General features: G+C 38.7%; 20 protein-coding genes. 9 read left to right on the top strand and 11 right to left on the bottom strand.

Going from position 1 to position 23,256, the window contains the following annotated elements; all coding sequences use genetic code 11:
- Window positions 1–77: 77 nt before the first annotated feature.
- Complete coding sequence (gyrB, locus tag ACIQXP_RS02870) at window positions 78–2,036, top strand: DNA topoisomerase (ATP-hydrolyzing) subunit B (RefSeq protein ID WP_293741719.1); 1,959 nt, start codon at window positions 78–80, stop codon at window positions 2,034–2,036.
- A gap of 338 nt (window positions 2,037–2,374) precedes the next feature.
- Here gyrB and ACIQXP_RS02865 read toward each other — a convergent pair whose 3' ends face one another.
- From ACIQXP_RS02865 to mdh, 11 genes are all read right to left on the bottom strand, one after another.
- Window positions 2,375–3,301, bottom strand: coding sequence for a bestrophin family protein (locus tag ACIQXP_RS02865; RefSeq protein ID WP_293741718.1), 927 nt, complete (start codon window positions 3,299–3,301; stop codon window positions 2,375–2,377).
- A gap of 24 nt (window positions 3,302–3,325) precedes the next feature.
- Entirely contained in the window at window positions 3,326–3,823 is a 498-nt protein-coding gene (locus tag ACIQXP_RS02860; RefSeq protein WP_293741717.1) for a hypothetical protein, read from the bottom strand.
- A 250-nt stretch (window positions 3,824–4,073) separates the two neighbouring features.
- Window positions 4,074–5,426 (bottom strand): sensor histidine kinase, encoded by a 1,353-nt coding sequence (locus ACIQXP_RS02855; protein ID WP_293741716.1) that lies wholly within the window; start codon window positions 5,424–5,426, stop codon window positions 4,074–4,076.
- Window positions 5,427–6,104 carry a response regulator transcription factor gene (locus ACIQXP_RS02850; protein ID WP_387504099.1) on the bottom strand — a complete coding sequence of 226 codons (678 nt, stop codon included), beginning with the start codon at window positions 6,102–6,104 and terminating at the stop codon, window positions 5,427–5,429.
- A 500-nt stretch (window positions 6,105–6,604) separates the two neighbouring features.
- Window positions 6,605–7,132: an SRPBCC family protein gene (locus ACIQXP_RS02845; RefSeq protein ID WP_387504100.1), complete on the bottom strand. Its 528-nt coding sequence runs from the start codon at window positions 7,130–7,132 to the stop codon at window positions 6,605–6,607.
- Between the two features lie 64 nt (window positions 7,133–7,196).
- A complete protein-coding gene (locus ACIQXP_RS02840; RefSeq protein ID WP_293741713.1) occupies window positions 7,197–7,592 on the bottom strand; it encodes a group III truncated hemoglobin in 396 nt (131 codons plus the stop codon).
- Window positions 7,576–8,016: a hypothetical protein gene (locus tag ACIQXP_RS02835; protein ID WP_293741712.1), complete on the bottom strand. Its 441-nt coding sequence runs from the start codon at window positions 8,014–8,016 to the stop codon at window positions 7,576–7,578. Before ACIQXP_RS02835 ends, ACIQXP_RS02840 begins: the two co-directional genes overlap by 17 nt.
- 65 nt (window positions 8,017–8,081) lie before the next feature.
- Window positions 8,082–8,507: a retropepsin-like aspartic protease gene (locus ACIQXP_RS02830; RefSeq protein WP_293741711.1), complete on the bottom strand. Its 426-nt coding sequence runs from the start codon at window positions 8,505–8,507 to the stop codon at window positions 8,082–8,084.
- 59 nt (window positions 8,508–8,566) lie between these two features.
- Window positions 8,567–10,372: a S41 family peptidase gene (locus tag ACIQXP_RS02825; RefSeq protein WP_387504102.1), complete on the bottom strand. Its 1,806-nt coding sequence runs from the start codon at window positions 10,370–10,372 to the stop codon at window positions 8,567–8,569.
- 69 nt (window positions 10,373–10,441) lie between these two features.
- The gene (locus tag ACIQXP_RS02820) at window positions 10,442–11,248 is read right to left on the bottom strand and encodes a helix-turn-helix domain-containing protein (protein WP_387504103.1); all 807 of its coding nucleotides are present in this window, start codon (window positions 11,246–11,248) and stop codon (window positions 10,442–10,444) included.
- Window positions 11,249–11,455: 207 nt separating this feature from the next.
- Window positions 11,456–12,394: a malate dehydrogenase gene (mdh, locus tag ACIQXP_RS02815; protein WP_387504104.1), complete on the bottom strand. Its 939-nt coding sequence runs from the start codon at window positions 12,392–12,394 to the stop codon at window positions 11,456–11,458.
- A gap of 143 nt (window positions 12,395–12,537) precedes the next feature.
- On the opposite strand from mdh, the gene ACIQXP_RS02810 reads away from it, so the two are divergent.
- The 8 genes from ACIQXP_RS02810 (at window position 12,538) to ACIQXP_RS02775 (ending at window position 23,041) form a co-directional block, all read left to right on the top strand.
- Window positions 12,538–12,990: a lipocalin family protein gene (locus tag ACIQXP_RS02810; RefSeq protein WP_293741707.1), complete on the top strand. Its 453-nt coding sequence runs from the start codon at window positions 12,538–12,540 to the stop codon at window positions 12,988–12,990.
- 580 nt (window positions 12,991–13,570) lie between these two features.
- A complete protein-coding gene (gene dnaE / locus ACIQXP_RS02805) occupies window positions 13,571–18,004 on the top strand; it encodes a DNA polymerase III subunit alpha (RefSeq protein ID WP_387504105.1) in 4,434 nt (1,477 codons plus the stop codon).
- 166 nt (window positions 18,005–18,170) lie between these two features.
- Window positions 18,171–18,491 (top strand): thioredoxin, encoded by a 321-nt coding sequence (trxA, locus tag ACIQXP_RS02800; protein WP_039482143.1) that lies wholly within the window; start codon window positions 18,171–18,173, stop codon window positions 18,489–18,491.
- Between the two features lie 126 nt (window positions 18,492–18,617).
- On the top strand, window positions 18,618–19,832 hold the full coding sequence (locus tag ACIQXP_RS02795) for a PQQ-dependent sugar dehydrogenase (RefSeq protein ID WP_387504106.1): 1,215 nt from the start codon (window positions 18,618–18,620) through the stop codon (window positions 19,830–19,832).
- A gap of 438 nt (window positions 19,833–20,270) precedes the next feature.
- Window positions 20,271–20,801, top strand: coding sequence for a hypothetical protein (locus ACIQXP_RS02790; RefSeq protein WP_387504107.1), 531 nt, complete (start codon window positions 20,271–20,273; stop codon window positions 20,799–20,801).
- 269 nt (window positions 20,802–21,070) lie between these two features.
- Complete coding sequence (locus ACIQXP_RS02785; protein ID WP_387504108.1) at window positions 21,071–21,988, top strand: DUF58 domain-containing protein; 918 nt, start codon at window positions 21,071–21,073, stop codon at window positions 21,986–21,988.
- A 67-nt stretch (window positions 21,989–22,055) separates the two neighbouring features.
- A complete protein-coding gene (locus ACIQXP_RS02780; RefSeq protein WP_387504109.1) occupies window positions 22,056–22,517 on the top strand; it encodes a redoxin domain-containing protein in 462 nt (153 codons plus the stop codon).
- Window positions 22,518–22,522: 5 nt separating this feature from the next.
- Window positions 22,523–23,041: a DsbA family protein gene (locus tag ACIQXP_RS02775; RefSeq protein WP_387504110.1), complete on the top strand. Its 519-nt coding sequence runs from the start codon at window positions 22,523–22,525 to the stop codon at window positions 23,039–23,041.
- Window positions 23,042–23,256 lie beyond the last annotated feature (215 nt).

Below are 23,256 nucleotides of genomic sequence, written 5' to 3'. Positions count from 1 at the left end.
AGCCCAAAAATTATCCACATATTAGTTTAAGTGGCAAAATTTCCGTATTTTTGATACTTATTGTTTTTAATTAAAATATGAGCGAAGAACAGGATTTAAAGTCAAATTATTCGGCAGATAATATACAGGTTTTAGAAGGTTTGGAAGCGGTGCGTAAGCGCCCTTCGATGTATATAGGTGATACTGGTGTAAAGGGTTTGCATCACTTGGTTTACGAGGTTGTAGATAACTCTATTGATGAGGCTTTAGCCGGTCATGCAGATACCATTGACGTTCGCATTTTAGAAGGCAACTCCATCAGGGTTGAAGATAACGGACGTGGTATTCCGACGGGAATTAATAAAAAAGAAAATAAATCGGCGCTTGAAATCGTAATGACGGTTTTGCACGCAGGTGGTAAATTTGATAAAGATACCTACAAAGTATCCGGAGGTTTGCACGGGGTAGGGGTAAGTTGTGTTAATGCCTTGTCTACAGATTTAAAAGCAGAAGTACACCGCGAAGGTAAAATCTGGATGCAAGAGTATAAAATTGGTGTTCCGCAGTATGATGTTAAAGAAGTCGGAAATACAGACAAACGTGGTACGATTGTGACATTCACTCCTGATCCTACCATTTTTACCCAAACTACCGAATACAAATACGATACTTTAGCTGGCCGTTTGCGTGAATTATCTTTCTTAAATAAAGGGATTAAATTAACGTTAACTGATGAACGTGAGAAACTGGATGATGGTTCTTATTTTTCTGAAACTTTCCATTCAGAGGGTGGTTTAAAAGAGTTTGTAGCTTTTTTGGATGATACCCGTACTTCTATTCTGGCCGAGCCTATCTATATCGAAGGAATTAAAAATGGTGTTCCTGTTGAGCTGGCATTCCAGTATAATGACAGTTATGCAGAAAATGTTCACTCTTACGTAAACAACATCAATACCCACGAAGGCGGTACGCATATTGCCGGTTTCCGAAGGGGATTAACCCGTACTTTAAAAACCTATGCTGATAAGGAAGGTTTATTAAAGAACGTAAAAATGGAAATCACCGGTGATGACTTTAGGGAAGGTTTAACTGCAGTAGTTTCGGTAAAAGTACAGGAGCCACAATTTGAAGGACAGACCAAAACCAAACTCGGAAACAGTGAAGTGATGGGATCGGTTGATGTTGCGGTAGGAGAGGCTTTAGGTAATTATCTGGAAGAAAACCCTAAGGAAGCTAAAATGATTATCAATAAGGTAATCTTAGCGGCTACTGCACGTGCTGCAGCCCGTAAAGCACGGGAAATGGTGCAACGTAAAAGCGTAATGGGCGGTTCGGGCTTACCGGGTAAATTAGCCGATTGCTCAGATAGTGATCCCGAAAGATGCGAAATTTTCCTGGTTGAGGGAGATTCTGCGGGTGGTACTGCTAAACAAGGTCGTGATCGTAATATTCAAGCGATTTTACCTTTAAAAGGTAAGATTCTGAATGTGGAGAAAGCAATGGAGCATAAGATCTATGAAAACGACGAGATCAAAAATATGTTTACCGCTATTGGGGTAAGTATCGGTACACCAGAGGATAATAAAGCTTTAAATTTAACCAAACTCCGTTATCATAAAATTGTAATCATGACGGATGCTGATATCGACGGGTCGCACATTACCACGTTGATTTTAACGTTCTTCTATCGTTATATGCGTGCCTTGATTGAGGCCGGATATGTTTACATTGCATCTCCACCACTTTATCAGGTTAAAAAAGGTAAAGATTTTGAATATTGCTGGAATGATGTACAACGCGATGCCGCTGTACAGCGTTTAAAAGGTGCAGGTAAAGAAGATAGCGTGCATATACAACGTTATAAAGGTTTGGGTGAAATGAACGCTGAGCAACTTTGGGATACCACCCTAAATCCTGCTACACGTACCTTAATGCAGGCTACCATCGAAAGTGCAGCGGAATGCGATCATACTTTCTCGATGTTAATGGGTGATGAAGTTGCACCACGCAGGGATTTTATTGAGCGTAATGCGAAATATGCAAAAATTGATGCTTAATCCTTAGATCCCCTCAGGGGAATTTAGTATACAAACCCTCTACAAGTCAAAACTTGGGAGGGTTCTTTTCTTAGCGGGGTTATCGGTGGCGTCAGTTGTTTCAACTGACGTTGGAGGTATAGTACTGTAAAATGATATCAGCTTAAGCAAATTTTCTTATCAATAAGGGGTGTCAGATAATGTTTGATTACAGCCCAAAAAACAAAGCCATTCAAAAAAAATGAATGGCTTTTGTATTATACAACTATCGCAAATGGCCATGCTTTATCCAAAGAAAAACCATTGCGCTTAACTAACCATCTCAGCAAAGAGATTTATTTTAGGCTTCCTGGGGTGATTTACAAAATGTAATATGATCCCACCTGGGCCAATTCGGTTTGAGGTTTATCCTCATAAATTTTATTATCATCCAACATCTGGCAAAGATCTCGTTCAATGGTTCTACAGATGGTAGTAGTTGGTGTATCTGTAGGTTTATTCTCAAAAGGATCCTGAAGATGAACAGCCATTTTTTCAACCAGCAAAAAGAAGGCAGCAATGGCCACCACTAATGGAACTTCCATGTAACCAAAGTATTCCAGCAATCCGAAAGGCAACAAGACTATGAATAAATGGATAGACATGTTGATATACTTGCTATAAGTAACCGGGAAAACGGTGTTTTTAATTCTTTCCGATCCGCCCATATGGTTACATAAACCGGTTATGGTTTTGTCTATTTCTATCTGTTGATATTTATTGATCCAGCCTTCCTGCAGTGCTCTTTTTAAAGCCATGGCATGCAACTCTAAAATGCTGGCCGTTACATTTTTGCGTTTCTTGATGAATTCAAATTCTTCAACCGAAAGGTATTCTTCTAAACCTTTTCGAGGATTAAAACCTCTCAATGCCTGACTTAAGGCATAACACCAGGCAATTTGCCGTTTTACAAAGCTTGCCTTAAATTCCTCAATTTCGTCTATTTCATAGGGATTTTCAACGAACGACAAGATCTGGCGCGACAAGGTTCTCGAATCATTAACTATTGCACCCCAAAGAATCCTAGCTTCCCACCACCTGTCATAAGCCTGGTTAGAACGAAATGCCAATAAAAGCGAAATGATTGTTCCTAATAAAGCAGGTACTGCAACAGGAATGGAAATACGGGTAACATGAAGGTTCTCATATAATATCACAATACCTATAGAGTAACCGATAACAAACAGAAGCTCTTTTTTGATCTTTCCGAATATATAAGTGAGCGGAATATTATTTCGTAATAGCATAGTATAAAGTTTAATGGTTGGTAACTAAGAATTTGCTTCCTGCAGCTGCGTTTCGTGTATTTTCGTATCGATTAAATTTTCGTTGGCATGAACGGTTAAAGTATTTAGTAAAATTACTTCACATCCTGCCCGTTCTGTCAGTATTTTGGGGTCGATGCTATATTTATTGATTGGCGTAAAATTGTATCCCTTTAAGTAGGCAATGCATTTTACATCAAAAGCTTCGATGAAATTTTTAAAAGCCGCTACTGTACTTCCGTAGAAATATTCAATCCCAATGGTGTTGATCTGAGTAGGATATTTTGCCTTGGCCTGATTGATTTGCTGATAAAATTCGTCGCTGACGTTTTCATAATCGCGGCTGCGGCGACTCAACATTAACATATCAGTTATGGAATCAGACAATTTAAAAGCATGTACGAAAATGATGTTTAATATTTCGTTTTTTTGATGTTGAACAAGTGCATCAATAATTTTTATACTTTCTACTTTGAAGTCGGTTGGAATTAATACTGTTTTCATCTCTTTATCTTGTTTAAATGAATTAAAATATTATTTATACAAGTTTAACCGCATATTATTATAGCGAAATAAGAGCGAGATTAAAACGAGATTAGAATGCACTCCTTTTTAGAATAGCTAATTAGCGCGTTAGGCATTAGTTCATCTGTGCAGAAGTCGAAAGCATAGTTTAAAGTACTTGACGAATTATTATGTAGTTGATAATTATTAAGGCCGATTTACAATTAACCAGTTTAAACGATGTAAACAATCAACCTGATACAGGTAACAATACTTTAATTTCAGTACCAACTCCTTCCTGCGATTTGATGGCAATACTGCCCCTGTGCAAACGGATAATATTTAATGAAAGTGGCAAACCAACCCCATAACCTTTAAAATCATTGGTGTTTGATGCCCGGTAGAAAGGCTCAAATATATGCTGGATATCGGTTTGTGGGATGCCGATACCCCGATCGGTTACCGAGATCGAAAGCATATTGACGTTACTTTCTATACTAATGCTTACCAATTTCTCATTAGAATATTTGCAGGCATTATTTACAATATTACTGATGGCCAGTTTCATCAGGTTTTTATTTACCCGCAACGAAAGCAATTCATCATCATCTGGAAGTTTACTAAAATCGATTTCTATTTTACTGTTCGGATGAACCTGGTTTACCGAATCTTTAATTTCCCATAACAATTCATCCATTCGTATTTCTTCCCAGGGCTGGTTTTTTCCGTTGAAACCCGATTGTGCCAGGCCTAATAAACTGGTTAAAATATGCTCCAGCCGTTCTGCTTCATTCTTGATTTTTGATAATGCCTTTTCCTGTTTGTCCGCATCTGCAATGTTTTTCATGGCCAGCTCAACCTCTCCGCTAATGATGGTTAAGGGTGTTCTCAGCTCATGTGAGGCATTGCTGATAAAGTTGTTCTGTGTTTCAAAAGCCGTTTCCAAACGGTTAAGCATATTATTAAAGGTTTGCGCCAGTTGCGACATTTCATCATTACCTTTTTTAACATCCAGCCTTAGGTGCAAATTTTCGGCCTTTATCCTTTTTACACTTTTAATGATATTTCGCAGGGGCATCAACATGTAATTGGAAAATTTCCAGCCTACCACAAATGATAATATGACCGAAAGAAAAAAGCCAATAATTAATATTCTTTGCAGGTCTTTTAACTCGCGGAAACCGACAGGATCATTTGCAGAAACAATAACAATATATCTTCCATTCGGATTTTTAAAATATTTGCCGGCATAAAAGTGGTTTTCCGTGCGATAGCGGGCTACGTAACCTGCATTTATCCGGTTATAAAAACTAGCTGGTAATTCGCGATCCAGTTTATTGGCTGGTTTTCCTGCTTCAATGATATATTCCTTTTCAGAAGGCAACCGCTCCAGGTATCTGTTGCGCATTTTAGCATAAACCTTATTGTTGTCGTCTTTGTAAAGTTTAATCTGGGCAGCAATATTAACCCTTGCTTCCAAGCGTTTGTAAAAATCTTCAAAGGCAAATTCGTTAGAAAAATACCAAACAAAACCACTTAATAAGGTAATAATAACTGCCGATAAAATGGCAAAAAGTAAAGTGATTTTCTTGGCGATCTCCATCTATTTTTCTTTCAATATATAACCTAAACCTACCGCAGTATGGATCAGCTTTTGATCAGCATTCTTATCTATTTTTTTACGAAGATAATTAACATAAACATCAACTACATTGGTGCCCAGGTTAAAATCGATATCCCAGACGTTTTCCAAAATATCTATCCGGGATAAAATTTTGGATTTGTTTTTAGCCATATACTCCAGTAGCCGATACTCTGTTGCCGTAAGAATGATTTCCTGTTGGTTTCGCTTTACGGTTTTTGCGCTTAAATTAATCTGCAGGTCGCCTACAGCAATAATCTGATCTTGCGAAACCACGCCATGGTATCGCCTCAGCAGCATTCTGATCCTCGCGAAAAGTTCAGCAAATTTAAATGGTTTGATCAAATAATCATCTGCGCCATTATCCAGTCCGTTTACCACATTTTCGGTAGTACCTAAGGCTGTAAGCATGATAATGGGCGTATTGGGTTTTTGCTCTTTAATGATTTTGCAGAGTTCCAAGCCATTTATTCCAGGTAGCATAATATCAAGGATAATCAGATCAAACTGATTATCCAAAGCCATCTGTTTCCCGATTAAGCCATCAGGAGAAATACTTACGGTGAATCCCTCGTCTGTTAAACCCCTCGAAATTACAGATACAACACTTGGTTCATCTTCTACAAGTAATAAATTCATTTGATGGAAAAGTAATCTAAAAAACAGGAAATTACAAAATATTAATTGATGGTTAGACCACTTTTGATACTTTTTTAACCCAAAGCTGGGATAATTGTTTGGTTGGTACATTCAAAGAATAAAAAAGGCTCTTTCCAAGAGCCTAGAAATATGACTTGCTTTTTTAAGCACAAAGATCATGAAGTTAAGGCACAGAGAATGCAAAGTTTACAGGGTGCACGTCCTCGACTATAGCAAAGCGGAATGAAGAGATCTTTGAATCACAATAGGGTCTTCAACTTCTTTATCATTGACAGATTTAAACAAAAAAGGGTTGTCATTGCGGCACGAAACAATCTTAATACACCCGCTGGTAGCGATCGTTGTAAGATTGCTTCGTCAGCTGAAAAATCCTTCTCCCAATGACGGACGCTAACAGCCCACCATTTGGCAAAAAAAACGGCCATTTTATATTGATTTTAAACAATAAATTATCTCTCAGAATGACAATGCAATTAAATCTACTTCTCTGATTTCTCTTTCAGGGATTTCAATCCATCTTCAAAATCTTTACCGATCATTTTATCCATAAACAAGCAAAACCATTTGTTGATGATGCCTTTGCTATCTCCACTCATGGTCCACGTTACTTTATTTCCATTTTCAGCTTTTTCGATGTCAAAGCGGGTGTTTGCTATGCTTTCCATGGGTTTGATGAATTTTAATTCCATATCGACCATTTTATTTGCTTCTGCTTTATTGATCAGCATTTGTCCGGTACCACTTTTTTCACCATTCCATTGGTAAAGGTGACCCGGCTGAGCAGCTGTACCGGTAATGGTAATCTTCGCTTTTGGATCCATTTTAGACCAGGCGTTCCACCTGTAAAACTCATGATAATCGGCAATGTTTTTATAAATAATACTGTCTGGAGCAAGAATGGTTATAGTTCGATTAACGGAATAGCTCTTTGGAAGAAAGAAACTACCTCCAATAATGATTACTGCCAGTACGGCGATAATGCCTAAAAAGATTTTGAGAAATTTCATAACATAAATTTAGTTTGGTTAACTAAATTTATAAAGAAAGCAATTGAAATCAAAGCGGATTGAACTAAACAATTTTGATCTTCGATAAGGGGGCATTGATTTTAAAGTGCATTAAATCAGCAATAGATTGGGCTTTCTGTTTAATCAGTTCTGCATTAGGTCCCGTAAACAAATCGTCTACGTTTTTGAAAAAGAGATTTTTCCATATCTCAAATTGTTCCTGCTGCAATGGCGTTTGTTTATTCAGTGCAAAATGGCTTAGCATCGGATTTCCCTTATAAATGGCTTTGCCGAAAAGGATACTTTCCCAAAAATCGTACATTTTAGGTAGGTGGTGTGTCCAATCCACTCTGGCAACATCGGTAAATATCGGGCCTATACGCGGATTGATCGCAACATTTTCGTAAAAAGTATCCACTAAAACGATAATATCTGCTCTATTATCAATATCCTTTTTCATGGTTTAATGATTTTAAATTTGAGAAACCCAGTGTAATCAATATCAGGAATTTAATGGTGTCGGCAATGATATATAAGATATGATGGTAACTTCTTACCGGGGCATGACCAGCCAAAACCAGTTTTGCCCTTTCATCAAGTAGTGGCAATAACCAAAAAGTATCGATCATCAACAGGATGGTAACCGAAAAAAGTAAGATACTGCTGATGTTTTTTAACGGTGCCGGCAGGGAGCAGGCTAAAATAGCAATAAGTAATATAACCTCTATTTTATTGAGTGCCTGAAAAACCAACTGCCCGATACCTAAACCAAGCGGGATGGTAATTCCTGGCGCCTGAAATTTTAGCGGGGCTTCCAAAAAGCTAATTCCAGCAATTAATCCGGCCCAAAAAATAACACAAAAGATTGCGATTAACTTCTTCATTAAGGTCAAATATCACTTAAAATGGCTTTGTTAAAAATGATCGGTGTCATAAAGAAAAATTATCTTTATCTATAAAGCCTCAGCATCATTTTGTGGTAATTAATCACAGCCTTGTACTGCATTAAGATATCTCCGCCAATAATCCCCATAATAGGCGGGTGACCAAACTGCTGGTAAGTTTCGCTTACCGACTGCAGATCAAAAGCTACTGTTTCATAATTATTGATCTTTAAGGTACCGATTTTTAATTGAGGAAGGGTAGCCTGTATGGTAGTGGTGGTGGTAAAAAGTGTAGCAGCATTAATTTCATCGGAAACCTGAAGTGTTTCTGATATATGTTTTTCGATCAATGATTTATCGAAAACACTACGTGAGGCGCCGGTATCTAAAACGGCGAGGTGTTTTTCCTTAAAAACAATAACTTCCACTAAAAGGTGGAAGCCATCGTCTTGTAAGTTTATTATTTTTAAGGGAATGGAAATGGCTTTCATAACAAATGTTTAGAAGCCTAAATTAGGCTAATTAACCTAAAAACCATGTCAGGTAAGGGTTATTTGTTTTTGATCAGGTTTTTTACAAATTCCATTTCTGTATCATATCCGCTTAAGTACTCTTCAATTTTTGGCTGCACTTCGTTATCGGGCATTACACCGCGACCAAATGGAATATTGTTTTGTTTTTCTTTAACAACAAATTTAATGAGTGGGATCCGGCCGGTTAATTTGGAGTTGGGTAAGGTATAATTGATGAAAAAACCACTGGTATTGCCATAATAACCTCCGCCTGTTTCTTCACCTATAAAACGTGCGTTCGTATAATTTTTTGCTAAAGCAGCAAATTCTGATCCTCCGGAAAAAGATAAACCGCTGATGAGTATATACAAATCGCCTTTGAAACGGTTGGTTTGGGGTGTATCGCTTTTATATTTTCCGGGAAGATCCAGGTAACGCCCGTCGGTACTGCGATAAAATTCGGCTTTTAACTCTTTTTCAAAATCATCCTGCGATTCTTTATTCCGGTAATCGGTATAATCTAAAAAAGAATAGGTAAAGGACGGAATTTCAGCATATTGGTATTTTGGATATTCTTTGTCGACCAGGTACGACATCAAATGATCTTCCATGGCCTGCGCACCACCTTCATTTTTCCTGACATCAATAATCAGGTGTTTTATTTTACGTTCGGCAATGTTCTGAAAACCCTTGGCTAAAAATTCTTTAAAACCCTGTCTGCCACCCGTGTAACTGTTGGTGGAAAATGTATTCACCGTTAGTGTTGCCGTGCTGTTCAGCGTGTCGATCTTCAATCCAGCCGGTTCTTTATAGCTGTAATTTGGGATAGATTTTGTTTCTTTTGATACAAATTTTCCATATTGTTTAAAACTTAATGCCGGTATTCCATTATAATGAATCTTATCGTTGGTTGTTGGATTAATCAGTTCGATATCGAAAATATTAGGATGCTGTTCGAAAAAACGCAGGTAATATTTAGAGAACGCTGTTTCTACCCAGCGGTATTTGCTTGTGGTATTGTAACCATCCGCCGGTTCAATAGTTAAAAACTTCTCCAGAATACTTTCAATGCTATTGCCATTAATCTTAGAAATTAACATTCCTTTGGTTTTGTAATTGTTCAGATCGTTCAGGATATAAACTTTTTTATCCAGAATTTTTACTAGGAAAGGGAAGTACCGACCATGTTGCCTGATGTAATTATTTGTTTCTTCGGAAGGCTGGATTGCACAATGGCCTTCTTTGGTGTAGGTAACCACTGACGCAACGACCTGATAAAAATCCAAAGCATTCATCTGATCTTTTATCTTGCCTTTCTGCACATTGCATAGGCTATCAAATTGCGCGTATGTATTGTACCACAAGCCAATGTGTGTTTCAATGAAAGCATTTTTCAGGATATCAAAATCCTGTTGTAGGGCTTTATAGCTGATCTTTTTTAATTTTTTTGGCGGACTTTGTACCACAACCGAGTATTGCCCCTCTTTTGAATTGGTACTTTCCGATAACGGTTTAACCGTAAGGATAAAATAGTCTGTAGTATCCGGCGAGAAGACGATTTTTTCACTACCGAACCGGCCATTTGGCGAATCTACGTTTTGTATAGTTTTCCCCTTGTGGTCTTTTAATCCTACTGTGACATCTATTCCTTTCTGTTCAACAGTGATTGAGTAGTAAAGATCTTTTTTTAACTGGAAACTAAATGAAGTTTCTTCGCCCTGCTTGATATTTAAATCGGTAGTCGTTCTATCTATTTTGATCGGAATGAGGTGTTGAACTACTTGCGCCTGTACTGTGAGACTGAAAAATAAAATAATTAGGGTGATAAAGCTATCTTTTTTCATTTTTTGTGAGATATGATAGCAAAAATAAAGCTTACATGCCGGGATCTGTTGTACGATATTGCAATCGGGTTAGGCCCTTTTATATTCAGAGGGTGTTACACCGGTAAATCTTTTGAAATGCCTTGATAGGTGTGCCACATCATAAAAACCCGTTTTAATGGCAACCTCCATCAAATCTGTTTCTTTAGTGAGTAACTTTTTGCAATTTTCTATCCGCTGTAAAAGGATGTAATTATTTGGCGTTAAACCAGTCTCGTGTTTAAATAAATGCAAAAATTTGTATTTATCCAATCCGAAGCGTTTTGCGGTATCTGTTAATGAAAATTTTTCTGAAAGGTTTTCGCTGATAAAATCCTTAAACAATACCGTTTTCTGATCACTAAAATACATACTGGAGGCATAACGGGCAACCAGTTTTTCTAAAACAGATAGTAACGCTTTTTCGAGATTAAGCGCTGGATGGTTAAAGTGTTCTGCCAAATAGTGTAAGCGGTCAACCAGATCATGATCATAAATGATTTTATCCTCAAAAAAAACATCATGGCCCTTGTTTAAGGTTTTAAGTACGTCTGGAGCAACGTAAAACGTAAAAAAAGAATTGCCTAGCTTACTATCGCAGGGAGTTGCATGTACTTCGTTTGGGTTGGTGATTGAAATTGTACCGATCGGTGCCTGTAAAAATTTATCGTTGAGTTTTGTATAAAAAGTCTGATTTAAAATCAGCGTAATATTAAAATTATTGTGCGTGTGAAAGGGAAAATCAATGGTGTGTTTTTTAGCATTTAACAACTCCAGACCATCTAAAATAGGGATTTTATGGTAGGTACTGATGTTATGTGTATCATCTACTATTTTGTCTATGCCTTTGATGTTCAATGGTTAAAGCTTCTTTAATATCCTGAAAAATAATCTTCATCTCGATTCGAAGATCCTGAAACAAGTTCAGTGTGACGATAGGCCAAGGAAGAACGAGGAAGTAATCTTCAAGCGTTGGCCGGTATCGATCGTTTTAAGATCGCTCCCCCGAAAAGTCGGGATAGGCCGTCGGCCAAAAAAGCCTTCCCGCAATGACGATTTATCGTTTTAAACCAGTTTCATTTCTGCCAGTACGCTGTTCATGTTCCTCACTGCATCAGCACTTTTATTAAATGCCGCCTGTTCATCTTCTGTTAATTTAAAATCGACGATTTTTTCCCAACCATTGCGACCGATTATTACCGGTACACCTAAACAAATATCTTGTTGTCCGTATTCTCCCTCCAGGGAAACGCAGCAGGTAAATAGTTTTTTTTCATCGCGTAAAATGGCTTCAACCAATGCTGCACCTGCCGCACCCGGAGCATACCAGGCTGATGTTCCGATTAAACCAGTTAAAGTAGCGCCGCCAACCATAGTGTCTGCCGCCACCTGATCAAGCGTGGCTTTATCCAATAAATGGCTTACTGGTAAACTTTGGTAAGTAGCTAAACGGGTCAATGGAATCATTGTGGTATCGCCATGTCCACCAATTACAAACCCTTGTAAATCATTAGGACTGCAATTTAAAGCCTGTGATAAATAAAATTTGAAACGAGCGCTATCTAACGTTCCACCCATACCAATAATACGGTTTTTCGGCAGCCCTAAAGATTTTAAGGCCAGATAGGTCATCGTATCCATAGGGTTGCTGATTACGATGAAGATGGCTTTAGGAGAGAATTTTAAAATATTTTCGGCAACACCTTTAACAATACCTGCATTAATGCCAATCAGTTCTTCGCGGGTCATCCCAGGTTTACGTGGCAAACCCGAAGTAATTACCACCACATCAGAATCAGCGGTTTTGCTGTAATCGCCAGTTACTCCCGTTATTTTGGTATCGAAGCCCAAAAGGGTAGCGGTTTGCATCATATCGATTGCCTTACCTTCGGCAAAACCTTCTTTAATATCTAATAGAATAAGTTCGTTCGCTAATTCTTTGCGGGCAATATGATCTGCACAAGTGGCACCAACTGCGCCTGCGCCAACAACGGTTACTTTCATATATCTATATTTTTGGTTCGCTTTCGTTAAATACCTATCGAAGGTATAAATAAATATAAGGTTAAAAAATGCTTTTTAAAACTTTATAATTTAATCGTGGTTTAATTAGTCAACAATAAACTACAATTTTTGTGCTGATAAATATGGAAAACAAACCCATTTCAAATATCGATTATAAAGCCTTTGAGGGTAAATGGTATTCTTTATATTCTATCCCAACTTTAATGGATAAACACTGGAAGCAGACTACCGAAACTTACACCTTGGCAGACGATGATTATTTTGATGTCTATACTACTTACCACAAGGACGGCAAACCCGAAGAAAAATCGATCACCTCAAAACTATTTTTTGACGAGGAGAAAGCTGATGGCGATATGAAAGCACAGTTTTTATGGCCTTTTAAAATCGGCTATTGGATTATAGAACTAGCTGATGATTATAGTTATGTGGTTGTAGGGCATCCTGATGAAAAATACCTCTTTATTATGGCCCGTGAACCAAAAATGGAAGCCGATTTATTGGTACATATTATTGAAAGGTGCAGGCAAAAGGGATATGAAGTAAGTGAGTTGGTGAGCCAGGAGCATTTTTAGATAAGTTTGCAATTGGCTGTTTTTTAGTTTACGGTTGCATACCGATAAAGTGTTTTTCATTCTGAGACCAGCGAAGAGTCTTATCATTGTTCTAAGTGCTAAGATTTATTAATGTGTTATGGAAAGCATGTGCAGAAACGTTTAGGTTTATACAGTCCCGCCATTCGCTATAGGCCCGATGAAGAATCGCGCGCTGCCGCTGCTGTCGGGTTTAGGTGGCGCCGACTATGCTACTATCTTTGGTAATTAAACCCGATTGCAGTGAACATTCCGATCCTTTATCGGAATAAAACGGAAAGCGGGACAGAAATCCTCCATGAAAAACAGAGCCCTACATTTCCAAAAAATAAATATTTCATTTAATAATTTGACTTTAAAAACGATAGCATCGTTTCAATATGGATGTACTCGTGAGGAAACGATGATAATCATCTTTCTATTTTAAACCTTACAGGTTTTGAAAGCCTGTAAGGCTTGTCGAACGATTTTGTTGATAAAATCCTGACAACTTCGCCCTTCAAATTCCTTATTTTTGAAAAACCGTTACTATTCTACAACGGTTAATTCTTTGCCGCACAATATGTACTTAATTTTTGATACTGAAACTACGGGGCTGCCCCGCAATTACAATGCACCTATTACCGATACAGATAACTGGCCGCGTTGTATACAGATTGCCTGGCAGCTGCACGATGAGATGGGGAGATTGGTTGAACATCAGGATTATCTGGTAAAACCAGAAGGCTTTAACATCCCATATGATGCAGAACGGATCCATGGAATTTCTACGGAACTGGCAACGGAACAAGGTATAGGTTTCAACGAAATGTTGGCCAGGTTTAATGAGGTTTTAAACAAAGCCAAATTTATTGTTGGGCAAAATGTCGGTTTCGATGTGAATATTATGGGCTGCGAGTTTCACCGCTTTGGTGTGGCTAACCGCCTTGCAGAAATGCCCGTTTTAGATACCTGTACCGAAGTTACCGCACAACTTTTGCAATTGCCCGGAGGTAGGGGCGGTAAATTTAAATTGCCAACCTTGACAGAATTACATTCTTATTTGTTTGGTGAACCCTTTAATGAAGCCCACAATGCTACAGCCGACGTTGAAGCGACCACGCGTTGTTTTCTGGAACTGATAAAAAGAGAGGTATTCAAAAAAGAAGAACTGCTTGTTGATGTAGAATATTTTCCCCGCTTTAGGGAAGTAAACCCAGGCTTAATTCAGGGCATAGGATTAAAGCATATTAATTTAAAGGCTGCATCTGATGAAATCCGTAAACGCCAGCAAAAAACCGAAGGCAGTGGAATTTCTAAACAGGAACTTGCCGATAACAAACAAGAACTTGCCGCTGCAACATTTGTGCATTTGCATAACCATACGCAGTTTTCGGTATTACAGAGTACCATCAGCATTCCTGATCTGGTAAAGGCCGCTGCCGCACAAAAAATGCCCGCTGTAGCCATGACCGATCATGCAAATATGATGGGGGCTTTCCATTTTGTAAACAACGTACTTAATCACAATAAAGCAGCCGAAGCCAAAAATGCTGCGGCAATAGAAGCCGGTGAACGTCCTACCGAGGTGGTAATGACACCGATAGTAGGGGTGGAATTTTTCGTATGCGCAAACCATTTAGACCGTACCGCAAAAGACAATGGCTACCAGATGGTATTGCTGGCGAAAAACAAAAATGGCTATCACAACCTCGCCAAAATGTCGTCGATTGCCTATACAAAGGGTTTCTATTATGTGCCTCGTATCGACAGACAGATTATAGAGCAGTATAAGGAAGATATCATTGTTTTATCCGGTAACCTGGGCGGTGAGATTTCCAGCAAGATCTTAAACATGGGCGAAAGCCAGGCGGAAGAAGCGCTGATCTGGTGGAAGGAAATGTTTGGCGACGATTTCTATCTCGAAGTGATGCGCCACAACCAGGAAGATGAAGACCGTGTTAATGAAACATTAATTGCTTTTGCCCGTAAACATGCCGTTAAACTGGTGGCAACCAACAATACTTATTATGTAAATAAAAAAGATGCCAATGCGCACGATATTTTACTTTGTGTAAAAGATGGTGAAAAGCAGGCTACACCAATAGGCCGTGGCCGTGGTTATCGCTACGGTTTACCTAACCAGGAGTACTATTTCAAATCGGCTGATGAAATGAAGGCACTTTTTGCTGATCTGCCCGAAGCGATTTTAAACATTCAGGATATTCTGAACAAAGTTGAAACCTATAAACTGGCCCGTGAGGTACTGTTACCTAAATTTGATATTCCTGAAGAATTTTTGGTGGCTGAAGATGAAGTTGATGGTGGTAAACGTGGTGAGAATAAATTTTTAAGGCATTTAACTTACGAAGGTGCGAAACGCCGTTACGGAACATTAACCGATGATGTAATTGAACGTCTGGATTTTGAATTGGCCACGATTGAAAAAACCGGCTATCCGGGCTATTTTTTGATTGTACAGGATTTTATTGCAGAGGCACGTAATCTTGACGTATCAGTAGGGCCTGGGAGGGGTTCAGCTGCAGGTTCAGCAGTGGCTTATTGCCTGGGTATTACCAATATCGATCCGATTAAATACGACCTCCTTTTTGAGCGTTTCTTAAATCCCGACCGTGTATCCATGCCCGATATCGATATCGACTTTGACGATGAGGGGCGTGGACGTGTAATGGATTATGTAATTAATAAATATGGTGCCAACCAGGTAGCGCAAATTATTACTTATGGTACCATGGCGGCCAAATCGTCTATCCGCGATACAGCACGTGTATTGGATTTGCCCCTGTTTGAGGCCGATAAAATTGCCAAGCTGATCCCGAATATGAAGCTGGCTAAAATATTTAACCTCGACGAGAAAAGCTTAAAAGATGCTTTACGTCCTGATGAATATGAGAAAGTTGTAGAACTGAAAAACCTGGGCAGCCAGAAAGATTTAAGTGCCGAAACCATCCAACAGGCGCAGGTTTTAGAGGGATCGTTGCGTAATACAGGTATCCATGCCTGTGGTGTGATTATTACCCCGAGCGACATTACTAATTTTGTTCCCGTATCGGTAGCCAAAGATTCAGATTTATATGTTACCCAGTTTGATAACTCGGTTGTAGAAAGCGCCGGTTTATTAAAAATGGACTTCCTGGGGCTAAAAACCTTAACCCTGATTAAAGATACAGTGAAACTGGTTAAGAAAAGACATGGTATTGATCTCAATCCAGATAATTTCCCCATTGATGATGTGATGACCTATGAACTTTTCCAGCGCGGTGAAACCATTGGTATTTTCCAGTACGAGAGTCCGGGTATGCAGAAATACATGAAAGAGCTTAAACCAACGGTTTTTGATGACTTGATTGCCATGAACGCCTTGTATCGCCCGGGACCAATGGAGTATATACCCAGTTTTGTTCGCCGTAAAAATGGAGAGGAAGAAATTAAATACGATCTGGATGCCTGTGAGGAATATTTAAAGGAAACTTACGGGATTACCGTTTACCAGGAGCAGGTGATGCTTTTATCGCAAAAACTGGCTGGCTTTACCAAAGGTGAGGCCGACGTTTTGCGTAAAGCAATGGGTAAGAAACAAAAAGACGTGTTGGATAAGATGAAACCTAAGTTTGTAAAACAAGCTTCGGAAAAAGGCCATGATGCTACCGTTTTAGAAAAAATCTGGAAAGATTGGGAAGCCTTTGCATCTTACGCCTTCAATAAATCGCACTCTACCTGTTACGCATGGATTGCTTATCAAACGGCCTATTTGAAAGCACATTATCCTGCCGAATATATGGCTGCAGTACTGTCCAATAACATGAGCGATATTAAGCAGGTGGCTTTCTTTATGGAAGAGTGTCGCCAGATGAGTGTTACCGTATTAGGCCCTGATGTAAACGAATCTGATCTTAAATTCTCGGTAAATGCCAAAGGTGAAGTCCGTTTTGGGATGTCGGCAGTAAAAGGAGTGGGCGAGAAAGCGGTAGAGAGTATCATCGAAGAACGCACGGCCAACGGACCTTATGCCAGCGTGTACGATTTTGCCAAGCGTTCCAATACGCGTATCGTAAATAAAAAAGCGTACGAAAGTTTTGTATACAGCGGTGCTTTCGATGCATTTGGTGGGCATCGGGCACAGTATTTTTATATCGGCCCTAATGATAAAATGAACGGTATCGAAAAGATTATTAAATATGCCAATGATTTTCAGAACAATGAAAGCACTTCGCAGGCTTCACTTTTTGGAGGTTCAAAGGCCGATCTGATTTTAGAGCCAAGTTTACCCGTTTCGCCAGAGTGGGCTTTAATGGACCGGTTGAAATATGAAAAAGATGCAATCGGGATTTTCCTTTCCGGTCACCCGTTGGATAACTATAAACTCGAACTCGATAAATTCTGTACCAATAGTGTCCGTCAGCTCAGTATCATCAATAAGGTGCGTATGGGTGATAGCAGTGAAGAGGTTTTGGCCGAATTTGAAAAGCTAAAAAACCGCGAGCTTTGTGTAGGCGGCCTGGTGGTAACGGCATCGCAGCGGATTACCAAAACCGGTAAACCTTTCGGAACTTTTGTTTTTGAAGATTATGACGATGCCTGCGAAATGGCTTTGTTTGGTGAAGATTTTTTAAAGTTTAAATCATTTTTAACCGAAGGATATTTCTTACAGATCAGGGGAAGGGTAGGCGAACGTTTCGGGAAAGCAGGCGACTGGGAATTTAAAATCACGGCAATTAACCTGATGTCTGAACTGCGTGATAAATTAGCAAAGAGTTTAACGATCCAGGTGCCTATTGAGCGGGTCAACGATCAGTTAATGAGAGAAATTGAGGCCATATTAGCAGACAATAAGGCAAACTCAGAGCAGCAAAACTGCCAACTCAACTTTGCTGTTTTTGATAGTGAAAAGCAGATTATGCTCGATTTACCTTCTAAAAATTTAAAAATTAACCCAAACAACAAGTTCTTAGAACAATTAATGGGGATGAATGTTGTTAATTACAAGCTGAACTAAGGTTGAAGGCGGAAGGTTTAAAGGTTGAAGCGCATAAAACCTTCCACCCTTTACCTTTATACCCTCTACCTCTATACCCTCTACCTCAAAATAATGTCAAATTGGCATTACAGAATTGGTGGCATTACAATTGAATACATATATTTGAACATAAAAAAAATTAATTATGGCATTAGAAATCACAGATGCAAACTTCGAGGAGCTTGTATTAAAATCAGATAAACCCGTATTAGTAGATTTTTGGGCAGAATGGTGTGGCCCTTGTCGCATGGTTGGTCCAGTTGTAGAAGAGATCGCTAAAGAATATGATGGTAAAGCGGTAGTTGGAAAAGTAAACGTTGATAACAATCCACAAATTTCAATGCAGTTTGGTATCCGTAATATCCCTGCTTTATTATACTTTAAAGGTGGTGAAGTGGTAGACAAACAAGTTGGTGCTGTTCCAAAATCGGTGTTGGCAGAAAAATTAAACAAGCAACTTGCTTAGTTTAAGCTTAAGCAAAAAGATTAGCCTAAGGGCTTGTAACATATTTAAAACCCAGGTTCATAACAAGAATTTGGGTTTTTTAATGCAAACATAATTTTGTTTCTTTAATAAAAAAAATGAACAATCATGTCTAATCACTTATTAAATAATAAAACTTTATCGATCTTATTAGCTGGTTTAGCTTTAAACTGTGCTAATATTGCTTGTGTATCGGCCCAAAATCCGGTTGAAACTAACCCGCCATCTGCAGATTATAAACCAGCCTTTACCGGGCAGACCCGTATTGCTGGTGTAAAAACCAAAACCCCTTTGGATATTACGGTAATCAATGAGAAACTGGAGAATCCCTGGGCTATTTCGGTACTTCCTGATGGTCGTTTTTTAATTACCCAGAAACAGGGCAACATGGTTATTTTAAATGCCAACGGGGAACTGAGCAAAAAGATTACAGGTTTACCAAAAGTAGATCCGTCTGGTCAGGGTGGTTTATTGGATGTAACTTTAGATCCCAACTTCGCTAAAAACAGGATGATTTACTGGGCTTATTCAGAGCCACAGGATAAAGGCGTATTATTGGCCATTGCGAAAGGTAAATTGGCGTCAAGTGAGACTGCGATAGAAAATCAAACCGTTATTTACCGTGCTACACCAGCTTATTCCGGTAAACTACAGTACGGATCAAGAATTGTTTTTGATAAAAACGGAAATTTATTTGTAAGTACAGGCGAACGTTCCGGCAACGACATCAGGATACAGGCACAATATTTAAATTCTTCGTTAGGCAAAATTTTGCATCTTACTCCAGAGGGAAAAGCTGTGGCAAATGGCCCTTTTGCCGGTAAAGCCGATGCCCGACCTGAAATTTATGCTTATGGCCTTCGCAATCCGGATGGCTTGGCTATCAATCCACAAACCGGGGATTTATGGGAAGCAGAATTTGGGCCTAAAGGTGGTGATGAAGTAAACATCATTAAGCCCGGCAAAAATTACGGATGGCCAATTATTACTTACGGAACAGAATACAGCGGTAAAAAAGTGGGGGATGGCATTCAGCAAAAAGAAGGGATGGAACAGCCCGTTTATTATTGGAATCCGAGTATCTCGCCCGGTTGTATCGCTTTTTATAATAGCAACAGCATAGCCGAGTGGAAAGGAAATTTATTTGTAGGCGGCTTAGGTGGTTCGCACATTATCCGATTGGTGATAAAAAATGATAAAATTGTAGGCGAGGAGAGATTACTGGAAGGTAAAGGCGAACGTTTCAGAGATATGGTAGAAAAAGATGGGGCACTTTATTCGGTAACCGATAACGGACATTTGTATAGGATTGCGAAGAAGTAATTAACTTTAACTTTTGTTATTCAGACCTCACAGGTTTTCAAAACCTGTGAGGTCTTTTTTGTTATATGTCGAAAAAAGAAAGATTTTGCGTTAGTTGTTCAAATTGATTTTATTGTTTTAGGAAATGTACGTTTATTTTTTCATCGCATTTCAGTCCCGCTGTCCGTTTGTAGTGCCCGCGCGAGGTCGGCAGCTACCACTACCATCGGGTTTATTTACCACGGATTGTAGCGCTTCGGTACCCACTTAAACCCCTACTGTTGCAGGAGCACGACCTTAGCGAGATGCCGGTTTTTTATGGACAGATATTGAATATATGTAGTGATTAATTACTCTATATCTTAAAAGTTTGGATTGTTAATTATTTGAAGCAATAAGAATTTTTGATTATTTTAAGCCTGCTAAGCGTATTAATTTTTTAATCAGATTTAAAAAAAAATGAAAAGTAGCTTAAAAAGATATTTAATATTGCTGATAGCTATTATTTGCAGTAGCCATAATACTTTTTCGGCTGATAAAAATTCAGTTGACGCTACTATAGATAGTGTTACTGTGATCAAGAAGATTAAATCAGATTTTACATTAATCAATAATCAACTGAAATTTTATAAAAAGAAAACGAAAGATGCATTCGGCATGTCGGCAGAAGGTGGTGTGGTAACTGGCTACTATAATAAAGGTGCGCTTAAAAAAATACATTGTGTTTTTTATGGTGAAACAGGAAATACTGTGGCCGATTACTACTTTAAAAACAAAAACTTATTTTTTCTCTATAAAAAAGAAACGGTTTACGATAAGCCGATTTCTTTAAAAGGGTTTAAAATTAAAAATACTACAGAAGTCCGGTATTATTTGTCTGGAAATAAGGTGATTAAAGTCATAATAAAGCCCAATACGTCTTTGGTACTGTCATATGAAGAAATAAAGGCCGAACTTAAGCCAATTCTGGACGTTTTAAATGAAAAGTAGGTTTCGTTAACCTGCGGTTTTTTTAAGGCGGTAGGTTTTGCGTTAGGGATTGTAAGGGTTCAGTACCGATCCTTCATCGGTACCGGAGCGCAGCGCAGCCCTGAAAAGCCCGCCCCTTGCTTAGCTTGGGGAACGCCCTAATCAGTTTGCAATTTACAGTTATCAGTTTGCAATTTTCGGTTTACAGTTGACTGGTGTTTTGCCTTTAAAACTTCGCAAGTCCTAGCTAATTTTTAATTTTTTAATAAATCTTTTATTAGCTTTACCATATGCAGGCTGTAAACTACGAGAACGAAACAAGCTATGGTAATTTAGAATTGCTCGCGCAGCAAGTGGTAGAGGGTTTTATTACAGGCTTGCATAAAAGCCCTTTTCATGGTTTCTCGGTTGAGTTTGCCGAACACCGCCAGTACAATAATGGTGATAACGTTAAGAATATAGATTGGAAATTATACGCCAAAACCGACAAACTTTACAGCAAACGTTTTGAAGAAGAAACCAATTTGCGTTGTCAGTTTGTGATGGATGTTTCCTCGTCCATGTACTTTCCCGAGCCTAAAAACAACAAATTGATATTTTCTATACAGGCTACAGCATCGCTAATGTACCTGTTAAAGAAACAACGTGATGCTTTCGGGCTTAGCTTGTTTGCAGATGAGATATTGTTCAATTCTCCTGCAAAATCGACCACAGTACATCAGAAGTATTTATTTACCCAATTGGAAGAGCTGCTACAGAAACCAAAGGTAAACGCAAAGACCAATTTAAGTGAGGCACTGCACCAGGTAGCAGAACTGATCCATAAACGTTCCCTGGTGATTATCTTTAGCGATCTGTTCACTACCCAAATAAGTACAGATAAAACCGATCAGTTTTTCGACGCCCTGCAGCACCTGAAATTCAACAAACATGAAGTAGTGGTTTTTAACGTGGTTGATAAAAGAAAAGAGGTCAATTTCAATTTTGAGAACCGTCCGTACCAGTTTATTGATATGGAAACCGGAGAGATGATTAAAGTACATGCCAATCAGGTAAAGGAGAATTATATAACAGCAGTTTCTGCTTATCGACAAGAGATTGCGCTAAAATGTGCTCAATATAAAATCGATTTAATCGATGCCGATATGAATGAGGGTTTTTACCCGATTCTTCAGTCTTATTTAATCAAACGGCAAAAATTAGGTTGATATTTGTTACAAAACAAGAAGGCATTAGTACTGTTTTATTCATGATTTAAATTTTAAGCTTCCTACTATGTTACAACAAGGCGATACTGCACCAGATTTCGAATTAAACGCCACACCCGACCAAAAAATAAAACTCAAGGATTTTAAAGGTAAAAATGTTATCCTGGCTTTTTATCCTGCAGATTGGAGTCCGGTGTGCAGCGACCAGATGGCACTTTATAACGAAATGTTAAAGTATTTTAATAAATATGACGCACAGATTTTTGGAGTTTCTGTAGACAGTGCATGGTGCCACTTAGCCTTTGCAGAAAATAGAAAACTTCATTTTCCGTTACTGGCTGATTTTGAACCGAAGGGCGCGGTTTCTAAAGCTTATGGCGTATATGATGATGAAGTTGGCGAAAGTAAAAGAGCACTGTTTGTGATTGATAAAGAGGGTAAAATTGTATGGAGCTATTTATCACCTGTAGCCGTTAATCCTGGTGCGGATGGTATTTTGGATGCATTGGAAGAATTAAGCAAGAAATAAAAACGATGAGTACATTAAAACCTGAAATAAGTAGTCTGGATCATATTCAAGGGGATGATACAGCTAGTATTACCATTGTGGAGTTTGGCGATTATCAGTGTCCGTATTGTGGTAATGCCTTCCCGATTATGAAAGAAATTGAGGAGACTTTTGGCCATCAGATCAGATTTGTTTTTCGCCACTTTCCTTTAGCAAATGCACACGAGTTCGCGTTTCCGGCTGCTGTAGCTGCAGAAGCGGCTGGATTACAAGGCAAGTTTTGGGAGATGCACGATGCACTTTATGAAAATCAATACCGCCTAAATGTTGAGCTGTTTGACGAACTGGCCGAAACGATTGGTTTAGACTTGGAGCAGTTTCAACGAGACAGTGCTTCAGAAGAGATTAAACAAAAAATAGAAGATGATTTTGATAGCGGCGTACGAAGTGGCGTAAACGGAACGCCTTCATTTTATGTTAACGGAACCAAGTTTGACGGCGGTGCAACCGATTTGTACCAGATGCTTAAGGAAAGTGCGGAGTGATTTAGAGGAGAAGCCGGGTCATAAATTGTAATTCGCTTAGCATTTGTCAGGTCGAGCCTATCGAAACGCCTCATGAGACATCTCAAATAGATCCTTCGACAAGCTCAGGATGACAATTTTATATTTATGATACAGCTTTGACGACTATTATTACAAATATCGTCATGAAACCTTCAAATATTTCATCATTCGAAATGGAGGTTTTTGGGCTAATT

It is taken from the genome of Pedobacter suwonensis, assembly GCF_044762335.1.
Lineage (GTDB): Bacteria > Bacteroidota > Bacteroidia > Sphingobacteriales > Sphingobacteriaceae > Pedobacter.
Note: the sequence above shows the minus strand (reverse complement) of the source record. Positions and strands in the feature narration are given on the sequence as shown.